A 19,854-nucleotide genomic window follows, 5' to 3' on the forward strand; every position below is an offset into this window, starting at 1 on the left:
GGGTTGCGGCAGGCAACCAGACCGACTAGGTAGGACCTGAACAGACCGGACAGATCATGGTCGTTATTGTCGATACCATCACGAACCCGTTGCGCCCGCGCCACCCCGAGAAGGTGAACCGCCCCGATTCCGCTTCGCCGCCGAAGCCGGACTGGATCCGCGTGCGCGCCCCCAATACTCGCGGCTATGCCGACACCCGCAACATCGTGCGCGCCAACGGCCTGCACACGGTGTGCGAGGAGGCGGGGTGCCCGAATATCGGCGAGTGCTGGGACAAGAAGCACGCGACCTTCATGATCATGGGGGACACCTGCACCCGGGCCTGCGCCTTCTGCAACGTCAAGACCGGCCTGCCCAATGCGCTCGATGCGGCCGAGCCGCAGAACGTCGCCGAGGCCGTCGCCAAGCTCGGCCTCGCCCACGTCGTCATCACCTCGGTCGACCGCGACGATCTCGCCGACGGCGGCGCCGAGCATTTTGCCCAGACCATCCGCGCGATCCGCGCCGCCTGTCCCTCGACCACGATCGAGATCCTGACGCCGGACTTCCTGCGCAAGGAAGGCGCGCTGGAGGTCGTCGTGGCCGCGCGGCCCGACGTCTTCAACCACAATCTCGAGACCGTGCCGTCGCGGTACCTGACGGTGCGACCGGGCGCGCGCTACTTCCACTCGATCCGGTTGTTGCAGCGGGTCAAGGAGCTCGATCCCACCATCTTCACCAAGTCCGGCATCATGGTCGGCCTCGGCGAGGAGCGCCACGAGGTGCAGCAGGTGATGGACGATCTGCGCTCGGCTGACGTCGACTTCTTAACCATCGGGCAATATCTCCAGCCGACCCGCAAGCATCATGCCGTGATGCGCTACGTGCCGCCGGACGAGTTCTCGTCCTACGAGAAAGTTGCCTACACCAAGGGCTTTCTGATGGTGTCGGCGAGCCCGCTCACCCGTTCGTCGCATCATGCCGGTGAGGACTTTGCGAGACTGAAGGCCGCGCGGGCAGCTAGCGCCCGCTGAACCGCTATGCCCAAATTTTCGAGCAAGCGCCGTGTCAATCACAGCGCGCCCAAGATGTTTGATCTGGTCGCCGACGTCGAGCGCTACCCGGAATTCGTGCCGCTGTGCAGCGCGTTGAAGATCCGTCAGCGCATGGCAAAGCCCGACGGCACTGAAGTGCTCGTCGCCGACATGACGGTGTCGTTCAAGCTGGTCAAGGAATCCTTCACCAGCCGCGTGACGCTCGATCGCGCCAATCTGAAAATCCTGGTCGAATATCTGCAAGGTCCGTTCAGCAATCTCGAAAACCGCTGGACGTTCGAGCCCAAAGGCGACGATGTCTGCGACGTCGGCTTCTTCCTCGCCTATGAATTCAAGAGCCGCATGCTGGCGATGCTGATGGGCTCGATGTTCGATGCCGCGTTTGCGCGATTCTCCACCGCGTTCGAAAAGCGGGCCGATGCGGTCTACGGCCGGCCGAAGCTGGCGTCGTCCTGATCAATCCACCGCCTTCACCACATCCGGCGGCTGCGAGGCGTAATACGCCGCGGCCGCTTCGATCTCCTGCGGCGTCATCGCGCGGGCGATGTTGCGCATCTGCTGGCTGATGTCGTTACGGCGCTCGCCTGCGGCAAATGCCTGGAGCTGCGCTTTCAAATAGGCCTCGGATTGTCCCTCCAGCCAGGGGCTGCCGGTCTTGTTGTCGAGACTGCCATGGCAGGCGCCGCAGGGCGCGATGCCGCGCAGCGGTGCGCCGTAGATGACGATGTTGGGCTTGGGCAATTGCGGTGTCGGGTGATAGGCCGGAAGCCGCGGCAGATAGGCGTAATAGTTCGAAAGGTCGGCGATTTCGTCGTCCGTCAGGTTGACGGCGAAGGGTGACATCACGGCATTGCTGCGCGCGCCGGCGCGGAAATCGTGGAGCTCCTTGTAGATCACGGCGGCATATTGGCCGGCAAGGTTCGGAGAATCCGCGCGGCTGATGCCGGTCGGGCCGTGACAGATCGCGCAACGCTGCGCCAGCGTGGCGCCGCGGCCGATCGCCTCCTGGCTCGGGCGTGACAGCGTGTGCGAGGTCAGCACGACCTCCGACAGGCGTTTTGCCTGCTCCGGGGCCGTGACGCTCGCCGCGCGCTGCGGCACCCCGGCGGCGCTGCAGATCGCGTCCCAGACGTTTGCAAACTGAACCCAGGGCTGGGCGAGGGGCAGCACGATGAAGCCGCCGATCGCGGTCACGATCAGGATCGCGACGGTGATGCCGACGCCCCGCGTGAAATGAGGATTGTTGAAGGTGAAGAGATCGCGGGTGCTCATCACTGCGCTCCCACATGAACGGCCGGCACAGAGGTGCCCGCCGTGGTCGCGAGGTTGAGGATCGGGTAGCCGTAATTGGTGATGGTGAGCGCGATCATCAGCGCCACCCACAGCGCGTGCGTGTTGAGCGCGACCGGCACGGTCGTCGGTTGGTGCACCGCGACTGCAAAGCGATAGGCGCCCGCGTCAGCCTGCGGGGCACGCATGCCGCGGGCAAGGATCACGATGAAGATGATGCCTGAGGTCAGGAGGATGAAGCCGCCGATCGCCGAGAAGGTCACCGAGAGCGCTTGCGGCGCGATGGCAGGATCGCCGAAGTCGAAATAGGCCATGCGGCGCGGCATTCCGAGAATGCCGACCCAGTGCCACGGGAAGGTCGTGACGATCATGCCGACGAACCATAACCAGAGCTGAGTGCGGATCAGGCGGAGGTCGATCAGCTCGCGGCCGGTGAGATGCGGCCACAGATCATAGGCGATCGCAAAATACATGATCACGATGGCGCCGCCGAAGATCAGGTGGAAATGGCCGGTGATCCACTGCGTGTTGTGGATCGACGCATCGAGCTGATAGCTCATGTTGATGAGCCCGCCGGCGCCGCCGAAACCGAGCATGACGAACGAAAACGCCAGCGCCAGCATCATCGGATTGTCCCAGGGCAGGGCCCTGATCCAGCCGAACATGCCGCGGCCACCGCGCAGGCGTGCTGCGATCTCGACCGAGGCGCAGATCGTGAACACGGTCAGCAGCGTGGGCAGCGCCACCAGCGCCGTGAAGGCCGAATGGATGAACTTGAAGCCGGCGCCGACCTGCGGATCGGCGAAGGTATGGTGTATGCCGATCGGCATCGCCACCACCAGGAACAGGATGAATGCGATCCGCGCCATGGTGTCGGAATAGACCCGGCCCCCGATCGCGCGCGGCACGATGGTGTAATAGGCGATGTAGGTCGGCATCAGCCAGAAATAGACGATGGCGTGCAGCGTCCAGGAGAAGAAGATACGGGCGAGGCCGGCATCGATCGTGTTCTTCAGCCCCGCCGCGACGGGGATGATCTGGAGCAGCAATTCAAGCGCGGCGCCGACGGCGGTCCAGGCCCACAGATATGAGCCCGCGACGTTCGCATACATCGCGAGCGGTACCGTCGCCCCGGGATGGGCCTTGCGCCAGACGCGCAGGTTGATCGACATCAGTGCGACCCAGATCCATGAGCCGACGACGACCAGCACGACGCCGAGATAGTAGAAGAGATTGCCGATCAGCGGCGGATAAAACGTGTAGAGCACGGAGGCGCGCCCCAACGCGATCGGGATCACCGCCATCACGCTGCCGAGGACGATCAGCCAGAAACCGGCCCAGGCCCAGCGCACGCCGACCAGCCGCTGCTCCAGCGCGGACTCGCTGATGGCATAGCCAAAGCCCATCGCGACCAGGGTCGGGAACACATAGCCCATCACCGTGCCATGCGCGGTCAGCGAGCGGTAATAGAGCTCGGGGTTGGAGAGCCAGGTGCCGATCGGGCTGCGGATGAACATCTGCCAGGCGCCGAGCGTCAGCGCCACGCCGAACACGGCGAAAGCAAACCAGAAATGGGCGAGAATGAGCTTCCTATTGACCAACACAGCTCAGCCTCCCGCCGGCCTTCGCGCGGGTTGCGAAGTCGGTCTTGTCGATCACCTTGACCTTGCCCCACATGCCCTCATGGCCGAAGGAGCAGAACTCCTGGCAGGGCATCAGATAGTCGCCGGTCCTCGTAAAGCGCATCAGCTGCTCGGAGACGTAGCCCGGCACCAGCATGGTGTTGACGTTGGTGCCCTGGATCAGGATGCCGTGCACGACGTCGGCGCTGGTGGCGCGCAGCGTGATCGGCGTATCCACGGGCACCACGATGCAGGCCGGCGTGAAGGAATATTGCTGGCCGATCGCGCGCACGGTGACATTGCCGTTGGTCTCCAGCACACTGCCGAGATTGCTCTCGACGAACTCGCCGGACAGATGAATCCGCGACGGATCGGTGGTCTCGACGCGCGGCTGCGGCATCGTCGCCTGATGGATGCCGGCGAACGCCGCCAGCAGCGCCATGCCCACGATGATGATCACGGCAATGGCGGCCCAGCGCCGCTCGACGCGGGCCGCGACCTCGACGCTGCGACGCGTGTCCTCCGCGCTCATTGCAGCGGTCCCCGCGGCAGGAAGACGAACAGGTAAAAGGCAAGCCACATCGCGACCACGCAGGCCGTGGCGATACCGGCCAGCACGATTGCGCCTGACGGGCCTTGCGCGACCACTTCCTCGACGGCCTGGTCGGCGGCGGCTGGGCTGGTCGGCGGATCGGAGTTGAACATGACGCCTCTCAGTTCAGCGGTGCGGAGCGCAGCTCGTTGGCCTCGCGCGCCGAGACCGGCGTGCCGCGATTGCCCCAGGCGGTGCGGATGTAGGAGACGACGGCGGCGACCTCGTTGTCGGAGAGGAGGCCCGCGAAGGGCGGCATGCCGTAGGGCATCGGATTGCCCTTGGTGCCCGGCGGATAGCCGCCATTGAGCACCATGCGGATCGGATTGACCGCCGACTGCATCTCGATCGACTGGTTGTTGGCAAGCGGCGGCCAGTGCGGCGGCTTGCCTTCGCCCTGCGCGCCGTGACAGCTCGCGCAGTTCTTGTCGTACACGGTCTTGCCGAGGCTGATCAGCAGGCTGCTCTCGGTGTTCGGCAAGGCCGTGCTTGTCGGCGGCGGCGACGAGCCTTCCGCGATGCCCTTAAGATACACCGCCATCGCCTTGGTGTCGGCGTCGTTGAGGTATTGCAGGCTGTTGTGCACGACCTCGGCCATCGGGCCGTAGACCACGCCGCGCGCGGAGACGCCGGTCTGGAGCAGATCGGTGATGTCCTTGATGCTCCAGTCGCCGAGGCCGGCCTCGCGGTTCGAGGTGAGCGAGGGCGCGTACCAGTTCTGCATCGGGATCAGGCCGCCCTTGAAGGCGTCCGACTGCGAGGTGCCGCCCAGCGCGTTGATCGGCGAATGGCACATGCCGCAATGGCCGAGGCCTTCGACCAGATAGGCACCGCGATTCCATTCGGCCGATTTGGTCGGATCGGGCTTGAACTCGCCTTCGCTGAAGAACAGCGTGCGCCATCCCAAGATGAGCTGGCGGTTGTCATAGGGGAAGCGCAGCTCGTGCGGCTTGTTCTTCTGGTTCACCGGCGCAATCGAGCGCAGATAGGCGAAGATCGCGTCGCTGTCGGCGCGTGTCACCTTTGTGTAGGAGGCGAACGGCATCGCCGGATAGATCAGCCCGCCATCCGGGAAGCGGCCGCTGTGCATGGTCCGATAAAAATCGTCCGCACTCCATTTGCCGATCCCGGCCTCCGGGTCCGGCGTGATGTTGGAGGTGTAGATCGTGCCGAACGGGGTCGGCATGGCGCGACCGCCGGCGAACAGGTGGCCTTCGGGGGCGGTGTGGCAGGCGGTGCAATCACCGGCGCGCGCGAGATATTCGCCGCGCGCGATGATGTCGCTTGTTTTATCCTGGGCCGGCGCCGGCGTGGTGAACGCGGCGAGAGCGAGGATTGCGATCGACAGTTTCGAGCCCATCATCCGCCTCGTCAGTTGGGCTGGCTGCCGCAGCCGAACGGCAACGCGTAGGTGCCTTTCGCAACGGGTGCAGGATTTGCGGGGGCAGGGCGCGTCGCAAGCCAGGCCGCGACCGCGGTAACGTCGGCCTCGGTCAGATGGCCGGCAACGAGCTGCATGCAGTCGGGCGATTTCGCCGTGCGGGTGCCGTAGCGCCATGCGCCGAGCTGGGCGCTGACATAGGCGGCGCGCAAGCCGAGCAGGCCGGGGATGCCGGGCTGCATGCCCGTGAGTCCCGGCCCGTGGCAGCTCACGCACGCCGGTATGTTACGACCGGCATCGCCGCTGGTCGCGAGCAATTCGCCCTGCGCGAGGACTTCCTTGCTGACCTCGCTCGGCACCGGCTGCGGCAGTGGCGGGTGCTCGCCGGCAAAATACTCCGCCATCGCCTCCAGATAGGGATCGGGCAGAAACTCCAGCAGATAGTTCATCGGCGGGTATTTGCGCCGGCCACTGCGGAAGGCGAGGAGCTGGTTGTAGAGATAGCCGGCCGGCTTGCCGCCAAGTCGCGGGAAATAGACGTCGCTGGTGCCTTCGCCCTTGTTGCCATGACAGGGCGTGCAGGCCTCCACCCGCGCCGCCATGGTATCAGGAGGCTGGTTGGCCGTTTGCGCGGCCGCACCATCAAAGACGGCCAAAGTGAAAAGTGCAGCGGCCAGAGCCGCGTCGCGAGCGAACACGGTGTCGCCCTCCAGTGTGCTGGACCGGTTGATTCCGGATCGCAACGTAGAGCGGCATTATTGCGCCAATATTTTTCAGCGCAAGATCACTTAGGGACGACGACGTTTGGTCGCGCCGCTGCATCGCACATGATGATCGATTTGGACAAATTTGCGTGCAATTTGAAAAGCAAACATGATGCTGCAGCCTCGCAGCCACTCGTGCCCGAGCTTAGCCTCGTTGTGTCACCCTCTTTGTCAGAGGGCGCAGAGAAGACCGGGTGCGGTCGTGCGCGCGACGCTCTCGCTCACGATTATCCGCCCTGCGATGCCCTTCGCGCCGATGCGACCTGCGTCCACCACGGCTCACCCCAAATTCGTGACGATCGCGATCCGCCCCTCTGACCGAGATGAGGTGGCGGATGTCCACTGCAAATCCGAAATTCGGTAAGGCGGAATCTTTTCGCGTGCGCGGATTGACCCGTTTGTGGGGTGTTTTGCCGACGGGCAACGCGAGGGCTGTGAAGTGCCCGCTAGCTGGCACCCAGCCGTCGATTCACGCCTCGATGAGGATCGGTGACAAGTGCAGTTTGTGCCAAAATGCAGAGGAGTGACGGAACACCCCTTGTCGTGGATGGCACATCAGGACGGGCTGCATTTCGCGAGGGGGACAATTAGACTCCGAGTCGGGCGCAGGGCTTGTGTAGCGGAACCAGGAGACATGGCGCGCTGGAAGCAGTCGTGGAGCGACGACGACCTCAATCGACTCAGGAAGCTTGCAGGGACCAAGCCAATCACGATGATCGCGAAGGAGCTCGGCCGGACCACCGGAACTGTGCTCGCGAAGGCGATCGAGCAGAAGCTTCCCGTCATCCATCGGATCGCGCGAACCTCGCAAGGATCGGACCTGACCTAGACGCGGAAGTCCTGCCGATCGATTCCCGGGATTCAGAGGCAAAGATGCGCAGGGGCGCACCAGCTGCAGGAGTAATCCGACCAGATCCTGCAGGAGCTGCGCGATGACCCGCGCGTCAGCGAGCAATTGACCGTGAGTGCAAAGGTGAAGCCGTCGGATGCCGATGCGGTCAAGCAACGCGTGCTCGACCACGCGAGCGCTTTGCTTGCGGCTGCGTAGGGCGCGTCACCCCCGCGGCGACCGCGGCGTCCTGCGCTTCACGACGTGCCGGCGCGGTGAGCGGGTCACGCGCGGACGAAGTCTCGTCGCGGCGGTGGCGCGGCGGGGCTTGGCAGCGGCTTGCGGGCCGCGGGCGAGCTCCATCAGCATGCGCAGCGCCTCGACCACCGAGCGCTGGCGCACGGCGGTACGGCCGATCGCGCCGAAGCGCTGCTCGCGATGGATGATGCGGCCGTCGCGTGCGGCGGCGGCAAAATGGACGAGGCCGACCGGCTTGCCCGGGGTGGCGCCGCCGGGGCCCGCAATGCCGGTGATGGCAACCGCGAGGTCGACGCCGGCACGCTCCAGCGCGCCGACTGCCATTGCGGTCGCGGTCTCCTTGCTGACGGCGCCGAAATTGGTGAGCGTGCCGGCCTCGACGCCGAGCATCGCGCGCTTGGCGTCGTTGGAATAGGTGACGAAGCCGCGGTCGATGACGTCAGAGGAGCCGGGGATGTCCGTCAGCGCGCCGGCAACGAGGCCGCCGGTGCAGGACTCGGCGGTCGCGATGGTCAGCTTGCGCATCCGGCAGAGGTCGAGCAGCGAGCGGGAGAGGGCGCGTGCGTCGCTGCCGGCCATGACCTAGACGCTCCAAGTCTTTTCGTTAAATGGCAGGCGGATGGTGGCGCTCGCGGTGGCCGCGATGCCTTCCTCGCGGCCGGTGAAACCGAGCCGCTCGCTGGTCGTCGCCTTCACCGCGACGCGAGAGACATCGACGCCGGAGATCTCGGCGATGCGCGCGCGCATGACGTCACGCAACGGACCGATCTTCGGCCGCTCGCAGATCATGGTGACCTCGAGATTGGCGATGCGGCCGCCGCGCGCCGTGACGCGCTCGATGGCGTATTTCAGGAACTGATCGGAGGAGGCGCCCTTCCACTTCACATCGCTCGGCGGGAAGTGCGAGCCGATGTCGCCGTCGGCGAGCGCGCCGAGGATCGCATCGACCAGCGCATGCAGGCCGACGTCACCGTCGGAATGAGCCAGGAAGCCCTTCGTGTGCGGCACGCGCACGCCGCAGAGCATGAGATGGTCGCCTTCGCCGAAGGCGTGCACGTCATAGCCCGTGCCGGTCCTGATGTCGCCGAGCAGGCTGGCCAGGCGCGCTTCCTCGCGCACGAAATCTTCGGGAGTGGTGAGCTTCATATTGGCAACATCGCCTTCAAAGGTCGCAACCGTCAATCCCGCCCATTCGGCGATCGCGGCATCATCGGTGAAATCGCTTCGTCCGTCCTTTGCCGCGCGACGATGCGCTTCGAGGATGACATCGAAACGAAAGGATTGCGGCGTCTGCGCGATTCGCAACGAAGCCCGATCGGGCGTGTCCGCGACATTGCCGTCCGCGCTCGTGACCTTGATCGTGTCGGTGACGGGGACGACGGGGATCGCCGCACCCGTGCGGCTTGCCGCCTCGATCGCCCGCGAGATCACGCCGGCCGAGACGAAGGGGCGCGCGGCGTCGTGAATCAGGACGATGTCGGGCTTGTGCTTTGCGAGCGCTTCGAGGCCGGCGAGCACTGAGGCCTGGCGCGTCGCGCCGCCATTGGTGGGTGGCTCGTGCTTCAGACCTGCGACCGCTGCCGTGAACATGGCGCTGTCATCCGGGTTCACCACCGGCTGCACCGCGAATACGTCGGCATGGGTGCTGAAGGCTTCCATGGCGCGGTAGATCACCGGCACGCCGCCGATCTCACGATATTGCTTCGGCCCGCCGGCGCCTGCGCGTAGGCCACGACCGGCCGCGACAAGAACAACTGCGGTGCGCTGTGATTTCGCCATAGGACTCAAATATTCAGCTGTTAGGGGATGCGTCGGGCGTGGGGTGATTGCCGGCATGCCTCTAGCACGGCAGGCCCGCAAAAAAAGGGGGTTTCCCCGGATTGTGGGATTCAGCATTTTGCTGCACTGCACTTGAAAGATTTGCAGAACTGTCTAAACTGTAGGCATGACGCTTGACTGCACAAGAATTGTGCGCAAGATAGGCCATGGCAGGCGCGATGAGGCCCTGTCCACTCAACGAGACCCCTGTGACCGGCTCGGCAAGATCAGGCTCTAAGCCGTTGAAAATAGGCGATATTGAAATCGCCACCCCGGTCTTCCTGGCACCGATGTCGGGAGTGACGGACTCACCCGTCCGGCGGTTGGCCGCTGAGCTTGGGGCGGGTCTGGTCGTCTCCGAAATGACCGCCAGCGATGAGCTCGCCAATGGGCACCGGATGTCGCGGTTGCGCTGCGAAGCAACCGGGGTCGGGCCGCATGTGGTCCAGCTCGCCGGTTGCGAGGCGCATTGGATGGCGGAGGGCGCCCGGATCGCCGAAGCCGAGGGCGCCGACATCATCGATATCAACATGGGCTGCCCGGCCCGCCACGTCACCGGCGGCCAGTCCGGCTCGGCCCTGATGCGCGATCTCGATCACGCCGTCAGCCTGATCGAGGCGACGATATCAGCCGTGAAAGTCCCCGTGACGCTGAAGATGCGGCTCGGCTGGGACGACCGCACCCGCAACGCGCCGGAGCTCGCCCGTCGCGCGGAGGCTGCCGGCATCAAGCTCGTCACCGTGCATGGCCGCACGCGCTGCCAGTTCTACAAGGGCGAGGCCGATTGGGATGCGATCCGCGCGGTGCGCGAGGCCATCTCCATTCCGCTCGTCGTCAACGGCGACATCACCACTTACGAGAAGGCGCTCGCGGCGCTTCAGGCCTCCGGCGCCGATGCCGTGATGATCGGCCGTGGCGCGCAGGGCCAGCCCTGGCTGCCCGGCGAGATCGGCCGGCGCCTGAACGGCGGGTCAGCTGAAGCGACGCCGTCGCTCGCAACGCAGCTGCATTATGTCCGCACGCTCTATGAGGGCGTCTGCGCGCTCTATGGCCTGCGTGTCGGCCTCAAGCATGCGCGCAAGCATCTCGGCTGGGCGCTCGACGTCGCGGCAGACGCGAGCGGCGCGCCGATCGAGACGCTGAAGGCCTGGCGCCAGAAGATCCTCACATCCGAAGATCCGGGCCTCGTCCACCAGTCGCTGCAGGATGCCTTCGACGATTTCGCATGGAGCGCCGCTGCATGAGCTCAGCCGCTGACTATCGCCGGCCGCTTCCGTCCGAGAGCGACGCGATCCTGGACGCCTTGCCCAACCCCGTGCTGATGATCGGGCCGGACGGCAAGATCGTCGCCGCCAATATCGCGACCGAAGCCTTCTTCGATATCTCGACGCAGTTCCTGAAGCGGCAGGCTCTGAAAGAGCTGGTGCCGTTCGGCAGCCCCTTGCTCGCGCTGATCGACCAGGTGCGTTCGTCGAATTCACCGGTCAACGAATACAAGGTCGATCTCGGCACGCCGCGCATGGGCGGCGACCGCCAGGTCGATCTGCATGTCGCGCCGCTGACCGAGCGGCCCGGCCACATCGTGGTGATGCTCCAGGAGCGCTCCATCGCCGACAAGATGGACCGGCAGCTCACGCATCGCAGCGCCGCCCGTTCGGTGATCGCGCTGGCCGCGATGCTGGCGCACGAGATCAAGAATCCGCTCTCCGGCATCCGCGGCGCGGCGCAACTGCTGGAGCAGCAGGCGTCCTCCGAAGACCGCATGCTGACGCGCCTGATCTGCGACGAGGCCGACCGCATCGTGACGCTGGTCGACCGCATGGAGGTGTTCGGCGACGAGCGGCCGGTGGTGCGCGGTCCCGTCAACATTCATTCGGTGCTCGACCACGTGAAGCGGCTGGCGCAGTCGGGCTTTGCCCGCAACATCCGCTTCATCGAGGACTACGATCCCTCGCTGCCGCCCGTGCTTGCGAACCAGGACCAGCTGATCCAGGTGTTCCTCAATCTGGTGAAGAATGCCGCCGAAGCGCTGATCGACGTCCCCGACGCCGAGATCCAGCTCACCACCGCGTTCCGCCCCGGCGTGCGCCTGTCAGTCCCCGGTCAAAAATCCCGGGTATCCCTGCCGCTGGAATTCTGCGTGAGGGACAATGGACCAGGCGTGCCGGACGACCTTCTGCCCAATCTGTTCGACCCCTTCGTGACCACCAAGCAGACCGGCTCTGGCCTCGGTCTCGCGCTGGTCGCGAAGATCGTGGGCGATCACGGGGGCATCATCGAATGCGAGTCTCAGCCGCGCAAGACCACCTTCCGCGTGCTGATGCCGATGTATTCCACATCGGTCAAACACGCTGATCACAGCAGTCGCGACGGCTCTGCCGGGAAGTCGTCGTCTGCATCACAGGGGGCAAAATGAGGATTAACGATGCCCGCAGGTAGCATTCTCGTAGCTGATGACGACACCGCCATCCGCACGGTTCTCAACCAGGCACTTTCCCGGGCCGGGTATGAAGTCAGGCTGACCGGCAATGCCGCGACGCTGTGGCGCTGGGTCAGCCAGGGGGAGGGCGATCTGGTCATCACCGACGTGGTGATGCCGGACGAAAACGCCTTCGACCTCCTGCCGCGGATCAAGAAGATGCGGCCGAATTTGCCGGTCATCGTCATGAGCGCGCAAAACACCTTCATGACGGCGATCCGCGCCTCGGAGCGCGGCGCCTATGAGTATCTGCCGAAGCCCTTCGACCTGAAGGAGCTGATTGCCATCGTCGGCCGCGCGCTCGCCGAGCCCAAGGAGCGGGTCGCGACGCCGGACGAGGACGCCGAGATGGAGGCGATCCCGCTGGTCGGCCGTTCGCCGGCGATGCAGGAAATCTACCGCGTGCTCGCGCGGCTGATGCAGACTGACCTCACCGTCATGATCACGGGCGAGTCCGGCACCGGCAAGGAGCTGGTGGCGCGCGCGCTGCACGATTACGGCAAGCGCCGCAACGGCCCGTTCGTCGCGGTCAACATGGCGGCGATCCCGCGCGACCTGATTGAATCCGAGCTGTTCGGCCATGAGCGCGGCGCCTTCACCGGCGCCAACACGCGTGCATCAGGCCGGTTCGAGCAGGCCGAGGGCGGCACGCTGTTCCTCGACGAAATCGGCGACATGCCGATGGAGGCGCAGACCCGCCTGCTGCGCGTCCTTCAGCAGGGCGAATACACCACGGTCGGCGGCCGCACGCCGATCAAGACCGACGTGCGCATCGTCGCGGCCTCCAACAAGGATCTGCGCGTGCTGATCCAGCAGGGGCTGTTCCGCGAGGATCTGTTCTTCCGCCTCAACGTCGTGCCGCTGCGCCTGCCGCCACTGCGCGAGCGCATCGAGGATCTGCCGGATCTCGTGCGTCACTTCTTCTCGCTCGCCGAGAAGGACGGATTGCCGCCAAAGAAGCTCGACGCGCTCGCGCTGGAGCGGATGAAGCAGCACCGCTGGCCCGGCAACGTACGCGAGCTGGAAAACCTCGCCCGGCGCCTCGCCGCGCTCTATCCGCAGGACGTGATCACCGGCTCCGTCATCGACGGCGAGCTGGCGCCGCCCACGGTCAGCCCGGGTGCGGCGGTCCAGCAGGGCGTCGACAATCTCGGCGGAGCGGTGGAGGCCTATCTGTCATCGCACTTCCAGGGCTTCCCGAACGGCGTGCCGCCGCCGGGCCTCTATCACCGCATCCTCAAGGAGATCGAGGTGCCGCTGCTGACGGCCGCGCTGGCTGCCACCCGCGGCAACCAGATCCGGGCCGCAGACCTGCTCGGTCTCAACCGCAACACGCTGCGGAAGAAGATCCGGGATCTCGATATCCAGGTGTATCGGAGCGGGGGTTAGTCCTCGCGACCAACGCTCAACGCGTTCGCGCGGAGTGGCTCAGCTCCCCCTACCAAAGGTGAGCTGAGCCTGTCCGGATCGCGCTGGCCTGTGTGGCTGACGCGGTGAGCAGAAGTCCGAATCGGGCCGAAATGTTCCGCTGGAACGTTTGAATTTGTCGTTCGGCCGCAGGGCGCGGCGTCGCACCTATCGGATCAGGCGCGCGACGACCGGCTGCATGTTGGCCATCTCCGCCGTCTGGTCCTGCCTGCTGGGGCCATTGACCAGCAGGTCCGACGCCACGATCAGTAGCAGCACGGCCGACACCATTATCGCGAGAAATATCCTGTCCATGCCGGGTCAAGCCGGAACGGCCCGATTCTGTTCCGGGGGAATTGACCAGCATCCGCCTGTGGATGCGCCCGTCCGCCGCGGGTGAGACGCCGCGGAATTGTCGCAATTCGGCAACAATGTGGTACGAATACATCAGTAGCCGCTCGTAGCGGACCCGTTTTCAGCACCCCATTGCCGGAATGACCAGCGCAGATACCTCGGCCGCATCCTTTGACACGGCCCCAGCGGAAGAGCCCCGGCGTTGGTCGGTGCGACGCTGGCTGGTCCCGTTTGCGGTGGCGCTGGCGCTGTTGTCGGGCCTCCTGACCTTCCTTGTCCTGACCGGCCTCACCAGGATCGATCCGACGCCGGAGGTGGTCCGGTCGTTCTACCTGATCAATGCGGGCACGATCCTGCTGCTGGTCGGCATCATCGTGCGCGAGCTTTGGCAGCTGATCCTGGCGCGGCGGCGAGGCCGGGCGGCGGCGCGCCTGCATGTCCAGATCGTCAGCCTGTTCTCGATCGTCGCGGTCCTGCCGGCGGTGCTCGTTTCCGTCGTCGCCAACGTCACCCTCGAACGCGGCCTCGACCGGCTGTTCTCGGGGCCGACCAAGGAAGTCATCCAGAACTCGCTGGATATCGCGCGGGCCTATATGCAGGACCATGCGCAATTGATCCGCGGCGACATTCTCGGCATGGCCAATGACATCGCCCATGCAAGGCCGCTCTACGACCAGGATCGGCGGTCGTTCCGCGAGCTGCTGACCGCCAGCGCCGGCTCCCGCAACCTGCCGGGCGCGATGATCATCGACAAGAACACCAATATCCTGGAGTCCGCCGACACCGGCATGCGGCTGGCCTATTCGCCGCCGGCGCCGGACTTCCTCAGCAACGTCAACGAGAATGAGCCCGAGATCGCGGTGCTGCCGGATGCGAGCTATGTCGCCGCGGTAATCCGCCTGCGCGCCTTCAGCGACACGTTCCTGTACGTCGCGCGCCCGCTCGATCCGAAGGTCGTCAGTCAGCTCAAGCAGACCGAGATCAGCGTCGCCGAATACGCCCAGATCGAGTCGCGCCGGCTCGGCATCCAGGTGGCGTTCGCGCTGATGTTCGCGGTGATCGCGCTGACCATTCTGATGGCCTCGGTGCTGATCGGCCTGAACTTCGCCAACTCGCTGGTGGCGCCGATCCGGCGGCTGATGAACGCGGCCCACACGGTTTCGACCGGCGATCTCCATGTGAAGGTGCCCGTGCATCAATCGGAGGGCGATCTCGCCCAGCTCGGCGAGACCTTCAACAAGATGACGCAGGAACTGCGCAGCCAGCGCGACGAGCTCGTCAACGCCAGCGACCTCATCGACAGCCGCCGCCGCTTCATCGAAGCCGTGCTGTCCTCGGCGAGTGCCGGCATCATCGGCGTCGACACCTCGGGCAGCGTCGGCATTCTCAACCGCTCAGCCGAGAAGCTGATCGGTCATTCCGAGGCCGAGACGCTCGGCCATCCGCTCTCCGACGTGCTGCCCGAGCTCGACGAGATGATGAAGACGTCGCGGGAAGGGACCCAGCGCCTGGTGCAGGGCCAGATCACCATCACGCGCGACGGCACCGAGCGAAACCTTTCGGTGCGGGTCAGCGCCGAGAAGAACCAGCCGCACGACAGCTACATCATCACGCTCGACGACATCACCGAGCTGGTCTCGGCGCAGCGCACCTCGGCCTGGGGCGATGTCGCGCGCCGCATCGCCCACGAGATCAAGAATCCGCTGACGCCGATCCAGCTCTCCGCCGAGCGCATCCGCCGCAAGTTCGGCAAGGACATCACCGAGGCCAAGGACAAGCAGATCTTCGACCAGTGCACCGACACCATCGTGCGCCAGGTCGACGATATCCGCCGCATGGTCGACGAGTTCTCGCGCTTTGCGCGGATGCCGAAGCCCGTGATGGAAGGCGAGGACGTCGCCGACACCGTGCGGCAGGCGGTGTTCCTGATGAAGGTCGCCCATCCCGAGCTCGATATCGAGGCCGAGTTCAAGGACGATCCGCTGCGCGCCCAGTTCGACCGGCGGCTGATCTCGCAGGCGGTCACCAACATCGTCAAGAACGCGACCGAGGCGATCGAGCAGGTCCCGCCGGAGGAGCTCGGCAAGGACGGCGGCAAGGGCCGCATCGACGTCGTGGTGTCGCGCGAGGGCGAGGACGTGCTGATCGACGTGATCGACAACGGCATCGGCCTGCCCAAGGTCGCGCGCTCGCGGCTGCTCGAGCCCTATGTGACGACGCGCGCCAAGGGTACCGGCCTTGGCCTTGCCATCGTCGGCCGCGTGCTGGAAGACCATGGCGGCCGCATTGAGCTGAAGGACGCCTCCGACTTCCGCGAAGGCCAGCGCGGTGCCTGGATGCGGATGCGCTTTGCGATCTCCGGCGAGGCCAAGAAGGCCGAGGGAGCCGTGCAGGCGCCGGCCGTCAAAGAACCGGTGAAGGACTTGGCCGAGGCGGCAGCCAAGGCCGGAGCCACGGCGGACATCAATGAAACGGCTGCGGCTTCCGTCGCGGCGCAGGAAACAAAAGAGCCGGCGGCCGAAACCAAAGAGCCCGCTGAAAAGACCAATGATTCAACGAAAATCGAAGCCTCAACAGGCAGCTGACAAGACAGGCGCGACCCATGGCAAGTGAAATTCTGATTGTCGATGATGAGGCCGATATTCGGGATCTCGTTGCGGGCATCCTCGAGGACGAGGGATTCGTCACCCGCACCGCGCGCGACAGCGACTCGGCTTTGGCCGAAATCGCCAATCGCCGGCCGCACCTCGTATTCCTCGACATCTGGCTGCAGGGCTCCAAGCTCGACGGCCTGCAACTGCTCGAGCAGGTCAAGAAGGACAATGCCGATCTGCCTGTGGTGATGATCTCGGGCCACGGCAACATCGAGACCGCGGTCGCGGCGATCAAGCGCGGCGCCTATGATTTCATCGAGAAGCCGTTCAAGGCCGATCGCCTGATCCTGGTCGCCAACCGCGCACTGGAGAACTCGCGGCTCAAGCGCGAGGTCAAGGAGCTGAAGCAGCTCGCACCGAGCGCGAGCCAGCTCGTCGGCCGCTCGCCGAGCATGAACCAGCTGCGCCAGACCATCGAGCGCGCGGCGAAGGCCAACAGCCGCATCCTGATCGTCGGCCCCGCCGGCGCCGGCAAGGAGCTGACCGCGCGCACGCTGCATACGGCTTCGGGCCGCGCCGATGGCCCCTTCGTCGTCATCAACGCCGCCGCGATCACGCCCGAGCGCATGGAGCACGAGTTGTTCGGCGTCGAGCAGTCCAACGGCGAGCAGCCGCGCAAGCCCGGCGCGCTCGAAGAAGCCCATGGCGGCACGCTGTTCATCGACGAGATCGCGGACATGCCGCGCGAGACCCAGAACAAGATCTTGCGCGTGCTGGTCGAGCAGTCGTTCCAGCGCGTCGGCGGCACCGCCAAGGTGCAGGTCGACGTCCGCATCATCTCCTCGACCGCGCGCAATCTCGAAGAGGAGATCGCCGCCGGCCATTTCCGCGAGGACCTCTATCATCGGCTCTCGGTGGTGCCGATCCGCGTGCCCGCGCTCTCGGAGCGGCGCGAGGACATTCCGGAGCTGATCGACTATTTCATGGAGCAGATCTCGGCCGGCAGCGGCCTGCCCAAGCGGCAGATCGGGCAGGATGCGATGGCCGTGCTGCAATCGCATGTCTGGCCGGGCAATGTGCGCCAGCTCCGCAACAATGTTGAAAGAGTCATGATTCTGGCCGCGGGCGGACCGGAGGTGATCATCACCGCCGATATGCTCCCGCAGGACGTTGGCTCGATGGTGCCGGCGATGCCGACCAGCAACAACGGCGAGCACATCATGGGCCTGCCGCTCCGCGAGGCCCGCGAAGTGTTCGAGCGCGACTATTTGATTGCCCAGATCAGTCGTTTTTCAGGAAATATTTCTCGTACGGCCGAGTTTGTTGGCATGGAACGTTCGGCGTTGCACCGGAAGTTGAAGGCGCTCGGCGTCGGTTGACGCCGGACGCGCCGGGGATAAGCGAGAAAAATCATCTATTTCCGTAGTTTTTCGGAGAAAATGGACGGGCCCTGCCGCGTCAAGCGGCTTGCCTAATAAGCCGACCTGTCCTCTAATCAAGGGGCTGTTCCTCCGAGGGGGATCTCATGAGGAACGGCAACCGGAAGAAGGCCCAATTTTGAAAACAGGGTCGCAACCGGCGCAATAAAAAGAAACTCAAAGCGAGAAAAAAACAATGGCGGCAGACCGCGCACAAAACCTGCAGGACACCTTCCTCAATCACGTTCGCAAAACCAAAACGCCACTGACGATCTTTCTGGTCAACGGAGTGAAGCTCCAGGGCATCGTGACCTGGTTCGACAATTTCTGTTTGCTGCTTCGGCGCGACGGTCATTCGCAGCTCGTCTACAAGCATGCGATCTCGACCATCATGCCGGGCGCTCCGATCCAGCTGTTCGAAGGCGGCGAGGATCAGCCGGCTTGAGAGTGCTCTGATTGGAACCCCGGAATTTCGACGGGGATGCCGATCGTCCGCGGTCGGCAGGGGCTAAGCAGACGGGGCGGGTGCTTGTCATCGGCCCCTATTTGCGGGTGCGCGCAGGCGGTGCCGACGCGCAATCGGAGAGTCATATCCAGCGCAATGCCGAGGCGCGGCTCGACGAAGCCGCCGGCCTCGCGCGCGCCATCGATCTCGTCATTGCGGACGCCATCATTGCACCGATCAGCCAGATCCGGCCCGCGACCTATATCGGCAAGGGCAAGGTCGAGGAGATCGCAGCGCTGGCCAAGAGCCTCGAGGCCGAGCTCGTGGTGATGGATTGCGCGCTCGCGCCGATCCAGCAGCGCAATCTCGAGAAGGAGTTGCACGCCAAGGTGCTCGACCGTACCGGGCTCATTCTCGAAATCTTCGGCCGCCGCGCCAAGACCAAGGAAGGCTCGCTTCAGGTCGAACTCGCCCATCTCAACTACCAGCGCTCGCGCCTGGTGCGCTCCTGGACCCATCTCGAACGCCAGCGCGGCGGTTTCGGCTTCATGGGCGGTCCGGGCGAGACGCAGATCGAGGCCGACCGCCGCCTGATCCAGGAACGCATCTCCAAACTCGAGGGCGAGTTGAAGAAGGTGCAGGCGACGCGGCGGCTGCATCGCGCCGGCCGCCAGCGCGTGCCGTATCGCGTGGTTGCGCTGGTCGGCTACACCAATGCCGGCAAATCGACGCTGTTCAACCGCCTGACCCGCGCCGACGTGCAGGCCGCCGACATGCTGTTCGCAACGCTCGATCCCACCTTGCGCGCGCTGACGCTGCCGCATGGCGGCAAGGCGATGTTGTCGGACACCGTTGGCTTCATCTCCAATCTGCCGACGCAGCTCGTCGCCGCCTTCCGCGCCACGCTGGAAGAGGTGCTGGAGGCCGATGTCATCCTGCACGTGCGCGACATCTCGCACGAGGATGCCGAGGCGCAGCAGAGCGACGTCGACGCGGTGCTGCGACAGCTCGGTATCAATCCGGATGACTCCGGCCGCATCATCGAGGTCTGGAACAAGATCGACCGCTACGATTCCGAACAGCGGGAGGAGCTGTTGAATATCGCGGCGCGCCGGCCTGAGGATCACCCGGCCATGCTGGTCTCCGCCGTGTCAGGCGAGGGGATCGATGCGCTGCTGAGCGCAATCGAGGAACGCCTCGCCGCCAAGCGCACCACGCTCGATCTCTCCATCGACGCGGCCGATGGCGCCGGCATCTCCTGGCTGCACCGCAATTCCGAGGTGCTTGCCAAGGAGCTGCACGACGGTCGCTTCGACATGACCGTGCGCGTGGACGAGACCAAGCGGGATATCGTGGTGAACAGGTTCGATGCCGTGCCGCGTCTGTCGGCGTGAGCCGCACCCAGCGGGGCTACGAATTTTAGCGTAAGTGTCGAAAATATCCCGAAGCTGACCTCGGGCGCCGGGCGTTTGGCCTGAGCGGAAGCCGCTCTAGGTGGTAGGTTGTTGTTCAGGAAAAGGAAGCAATTAAGCGCCCCGCGTGCCTAGCGGGTTTGGCGGTCCGTCACAT

The 19,854-nt window shown here is 65.1% G+C and carries 19 protein-coding genes; 10 read left to right on the plus strand and 9 right to left on the minus strand.

Annotated elements, in window-relative coordinates; translation table 11 throughout:
- Positions 1–56 precede the first annotated feature (56 nt).
- A complete protein-coding gene (gene lipA / locus NLM31_RS22365; RefSeq protein ID WP_254193680.1) occupies positions 57–1,013 on the plus strand; it encodes a lipoyl synthase in 957 nt (318 codons plus the stop codon).
- A 6-nt stretch (positions 1,014–1,019) separates the two neighbouring features.
- Positions 1,020–1,490 (plus strand): type II toxin-antitoxin system RatA family toxin, encoded by a 471-nt coding sequence (locus tag NLM31_RS22370; RefSeq protein WP_254131406.1) that lies wholly within the window; start codon positions 1,020–1,022, stop codon positions 1,488–1,490.
- Here the strand turns inward: NLM31_RS22370 and NLM31_RS22375 are convergent, their stop codons facing one another.
- From NLM31_RS22375 to NLM31_RS22400, 6 genes are read right to left on the minus strand one after another with little or no spacing between them, the layout of a single operon-like run.
- Entirely contained in the window at positions 1,491–2,306 is an 816-nt protein-coding gene (locus NLM31_RS22375; protein WP_254193681.1) for a cytochrome c, read from the minus strand.
- Positions 2,306–3,928 carry a b(o/a)3-type cytochrome-c oxidase subunit 1 gene (locus NLM31_RS22380; protein WP_254193682.1) on the minus strand — a complete coding sequence of 541 codons (1,623 nt, stop codon included), beginning with the start codon at positions 3,926–3,928 and terminating at the stop codon, positions 2,306–2,308. The genes NLM31_RS22375 and NLM31_RS22380 overlap by 1 nt, the downstream gene beginning before the upstream one ends.
- The gene (locus NLM31_RS22385; protein ID WP_254193683.1) at positions 3,915–4,478 is read right to left on the minus strand and encodes a cytochrome C oxidase subunit II; all 564 of its coding nucleotides are present in this window, start codon (positions 4,476–4,478) and stop codon (positions 3,915–3,917) included. Before NLM31_RS22385 ends, NLM31_RS22380 begins: the two co-directional genes overlap by 14 nt.
- Positions 4,475–4,651, minus strand: coding sequence for a hypothetical protein (locus NLM31_RS22390; protein WP_188103317.1), 177 nt, complete (start codon positions 4,649–4,651; stop codon positions 4,475–4,477). Before NLM31_RS22390 ends, NLM31_RS22385 begins: the two co-directional genes overlap by 4 nt.
- A gap of 8 nt (positions 4,652–4,659) precedes the next feature.
- Positions 4,660–5,898, minus strand: coding sequence for a cytochrome c (locus NLM31_RS22395; RefSeq protein WP_254196244.1), 1,239 nt, complete (start codon positions 5,896–5,898; stop codon positions 4,660–4,662).
- Between the two features lie 11 nt (positions 5,899–5,909).
- Positions 5,910–6,617 (minus strand): c-type cytochrome, encoded by a 708-nt coding sequence (locus tag NLM31_RS22400; RefSeq protein WP_254131410.1) that lies wholly within the window; start codon positions 6,615–6,617, stop codon positions 5,910–5,912.
- A gap of 700 nt (positions 6,618–7,317) precedes the next feature.
- On the opposite strand from NLM31_RS22400, the gene NLM31_RS22405 reads away from it, so the two are divergent.
- Complete coding sequence (locus NLM31_RS22405) at positions 7,318–7,512, plus strand: hypothetical protein (protein WP_254131411.1); 195 nt, start codon at positions 7,318–7,320, stop codon at positions 7,510–7,512.
- 225 nt (positions 7,513–7,737) lie between these two features.
- Here NLM31_RS22405 and NLM31_RS22410 read toward each other — a convergent pair whose 3' ends face one another.
- Together NLM31_RS22410 and NLM31_RS22415 are read right to left on the minus strand one after the other, a co-directional pair.
- Positions 7,738–8,349 (minus strand): CinA family protein, encoded by a 612-nt coding sequence (locus NLM31_RS22410; protein ID WP_254193684.1) that lies wholly within the window; start codon positions 8,347–8,349, stop codon positions 7,738–7,740.
- 3 nt (positions 8,350–8,352) lie between these two features.
- Complete coding sequence (locus tag NLM31_RS22415) at positions 8,353–9,549, minus strand: bifunctional 2-C-methyl-D-erythritol 4-phosphate cytidylyltransferase/2-C-methyl-D-erythritol 2,4-cyclodiphosphate synthase (RefSeq protein WP_254193685.1); 1,197 nt, start codon at positions 9,547–9,549, stop codon at positions 8,353–8,355.
- A 281-nt stretch (positions 9,550–9,830) separates the two neighbouring features.
- Here NLM31_RS22415 and dusB point away from each other — a divergent pair, with 281 nt between their 5' ends.
- The 3 genes from dusB to ntrC are packed head-to-tail and all read left to right on the plus strand — an operon-like array spanning position 9,831 to position 13,456.
- Entirely contained in the window at positions 9,831–10,832 is a 1,002-nt protein-coding gene (gene dusB, locus NLM31_RS22420) for a tRNA dihydrouridine synthase DusB (RefSeq protein WP_254131414.1), read from the plus strand.
- A complete protein-coding gene (locus NLM31_RS22425) occupies positions 10,829–12,004 on the plus strand; it encodes a nitrogen regulation protein NR(II) (RefSeq protein WP_254131415.1) in 1,176 nt (391 codons plus the stop codon). Before dusB ends, NLM31_RS22425 begins: the two co-directional genes overlap by 4 nt.
- Positions 12,005–12,013: 9 nt before the next feature.
- The gene (gene ntrC / locus NLM31_RS22430; protein ID WP_254131416.1) at positions 12,014–13,456 is read left to right on the plus strand and encodes a nitrogen regulation protein NR(I); all 1,443 of its coding nucleotides are present in this window, start codon (positions 12,014–12,016) and stop codon (positions 13,454–13,456) included.
- A gap of 186 nt (positions 13,457–13,642) precedes the next feature.
- On the opposite strand, the gene NLM31_RS22435 is transcribed toward ntrC, so the two are convergent.
- Entirely contained in the window at positions 13,643–13,789 is a 147-nt protein-coding gene (locus tag NLM31_RS22435; protein ID WP_254131417.1) for a hypothetical protein, read from the minus strand.
- Positions 13,790–13,968: 179 nt separating this feature from the next.
- Here NLM31_RS22435 and NLM31_RS22440 point away from each other — a divergent pair, with 179 nt between their 5' ends.
- From NLM31_RS22440 to hflX, 4 genes are all read left to right on the plus strand, one after another.
- Positions 13,969–16,413, plus strand: coding sequence for a PAS domain-containing sensor histidine kinase (locus NLM31_RS22440; RefSeq protein WP_254193686.1), 2,445 nt, complete (start codon positions 13,969–13,971; stop codon positions 16,411–16,413).
- Positions 16,414–16,430: 17 nt separating this feature from the next.
- Positions 16,431–17,801 carry a sigma-54 dependent transcriptional regulator gene (locus NLM31_RS22445; protein ID WP_194475938.1) on the plus strand — a complete coding sequence of 457 codons (1,371 nt, stop codon included), beginning with the start codon at positions 16,431–16,433 and terminating at the stop codon, positions 17,799–17,801.
- 235 nt (positions 17,802–18,036) lie between these two features.
- Positions 18,037–18,285 carry an RNA chaperone Hfq gene (gene hfq / locus NLM31_RS22450; protein ID WP_007591126.1) on the plus strand — a complete coding sequence of 83 codons (249 nt, stop codon included), beginning with the start codon at positions 18,037–18,039 and terminating at the stop codon, positions 18,283–18,285.
- An 11-nt stretch (positions 18,286–18,296) separates the two neighbouring features.
- Positions 18,297–19,679: a GTPase HflX gene (gene hflX / locus NLM31_RS22455; RefSeq protein ID WP_254193687.1), complete on the plus strand. Its 1,383-nt coding sequence runs from the start codon at positions 18,297–18,299 to the stop codon at positions 19,677–19,679.
- Positions 19,680–19,854 lie beyond the last annotated feature (175 nt).

This window comes from Bradyrhizobium sp. CCGUVB4N, from assembly GCF_024199945.1.
In the GTDB taxonomy this organism is placed as follows: Bacteria; Pseudomonadota; Alphaproteobacteria; order Rhizobiales; family Xanthobacteraceae; genus Bradyrhizobium.

Coding starts and splice junctions, on each gene's coding strand:
- lipA (WP_254193680.1), top strand. CDS start 57: ATGGTCGTTATTGTCGATACCATCACGAACCCGTTGCGCCCGCGCCAC.
- NLM31_RS22370 (WP_254131406.1), top strand. CDS start 1,020: ATGCCCAAATTTTCGAGCAAGCGCCGTGTCAATCACAGCGCGCCCAAG.
- NLM31_RS22375 (WP_254193681.1), bottom strand. CDS start 2,306: ATGAGCACCCGCGATCTCTTCACCTTCAACAATCCTCATTTCACGCGG.
- NLM31_RS22385 (WP_254193683.1), bottom strand. CDS start 4,478: ATGAGCGCGGAGGACACGCGTCGCAGCGTCGAGGTCGCGGCCCGCGTC.
- NLM31_RS22390 (WP_188103317.1), bottom strand. CDS start 4,651: ATGTTCAACTCCGATCCGCCGACCAGCCCAGCCGCCGCCGACCAGGCC.
- NLM31_RS22395 (WP_254196244.1), bottom strand. CDS start 5,898: ATGGGCTCGAAACTGTCGATCGCAATCCTCGCTCTCGCCGCGTTCACC.
- NLM31_RS22405 (WP_254131411.1), top strand. CDS start 7,318: ATGGCGCGCTGGAAGCAGTCGTGGAGCGACGACGACCTCAATCGACTC.
- NLM31_RS22410 (WP_254193684.1), bottom strand. CDS start 8,349: ATGGCCGGCAGCGACGCACGCGCCCTCTCCCGCTCGCTGCTCGACCTC.
- NLM31_RS22415 (WP_254193685.1), bottom strand. CDS start 9,549: ATGGCGAAATCACAGCGCACCGCAGTTGTTCTTGTCGCGGCCGGTCGT.
- NLM31_RS22425 (WP_254131415.1), top strand. CDS start 10,829: ATGAGCTCAGCCGCTGACTATCGCCGGCCGCTTCCGTCCGAGAGCGAC.
- ntrC (WP_254131416.1), top strand. CDS start 12,014: ATGCCCGCAGGTAGCATTCTCGTAGCTGATGACGACACCGCCATCCGC.
- NLM31_RS22435 (WP_254131417.1), bottom strand. CDS start 13,789: ATGGACAGGATATTTCTCGCGATAATGGTGTCGGCCGTGCTGCTACTG.
- NLM31_RS22440 (WP_254193686.1), top strand. CDS start 13,969: ATGACCAGCGCAGATACCTCGGCCGCATCCTTTGACACGGCCCCAGCG.
- NLM31_RS22445 (WP_194475938.1), top strand. CDS start 16,431: ATGGCAAGTGAAATTCTGATTGTCGATGATGAGGCCGATATTCGGGAT.
- hfq (WP_007591126.1), top strand. CDS start 18,037: ATGGCGGCAGACCGCGCACAAAACCTGCAGGACACCTTCCTCAATCAC.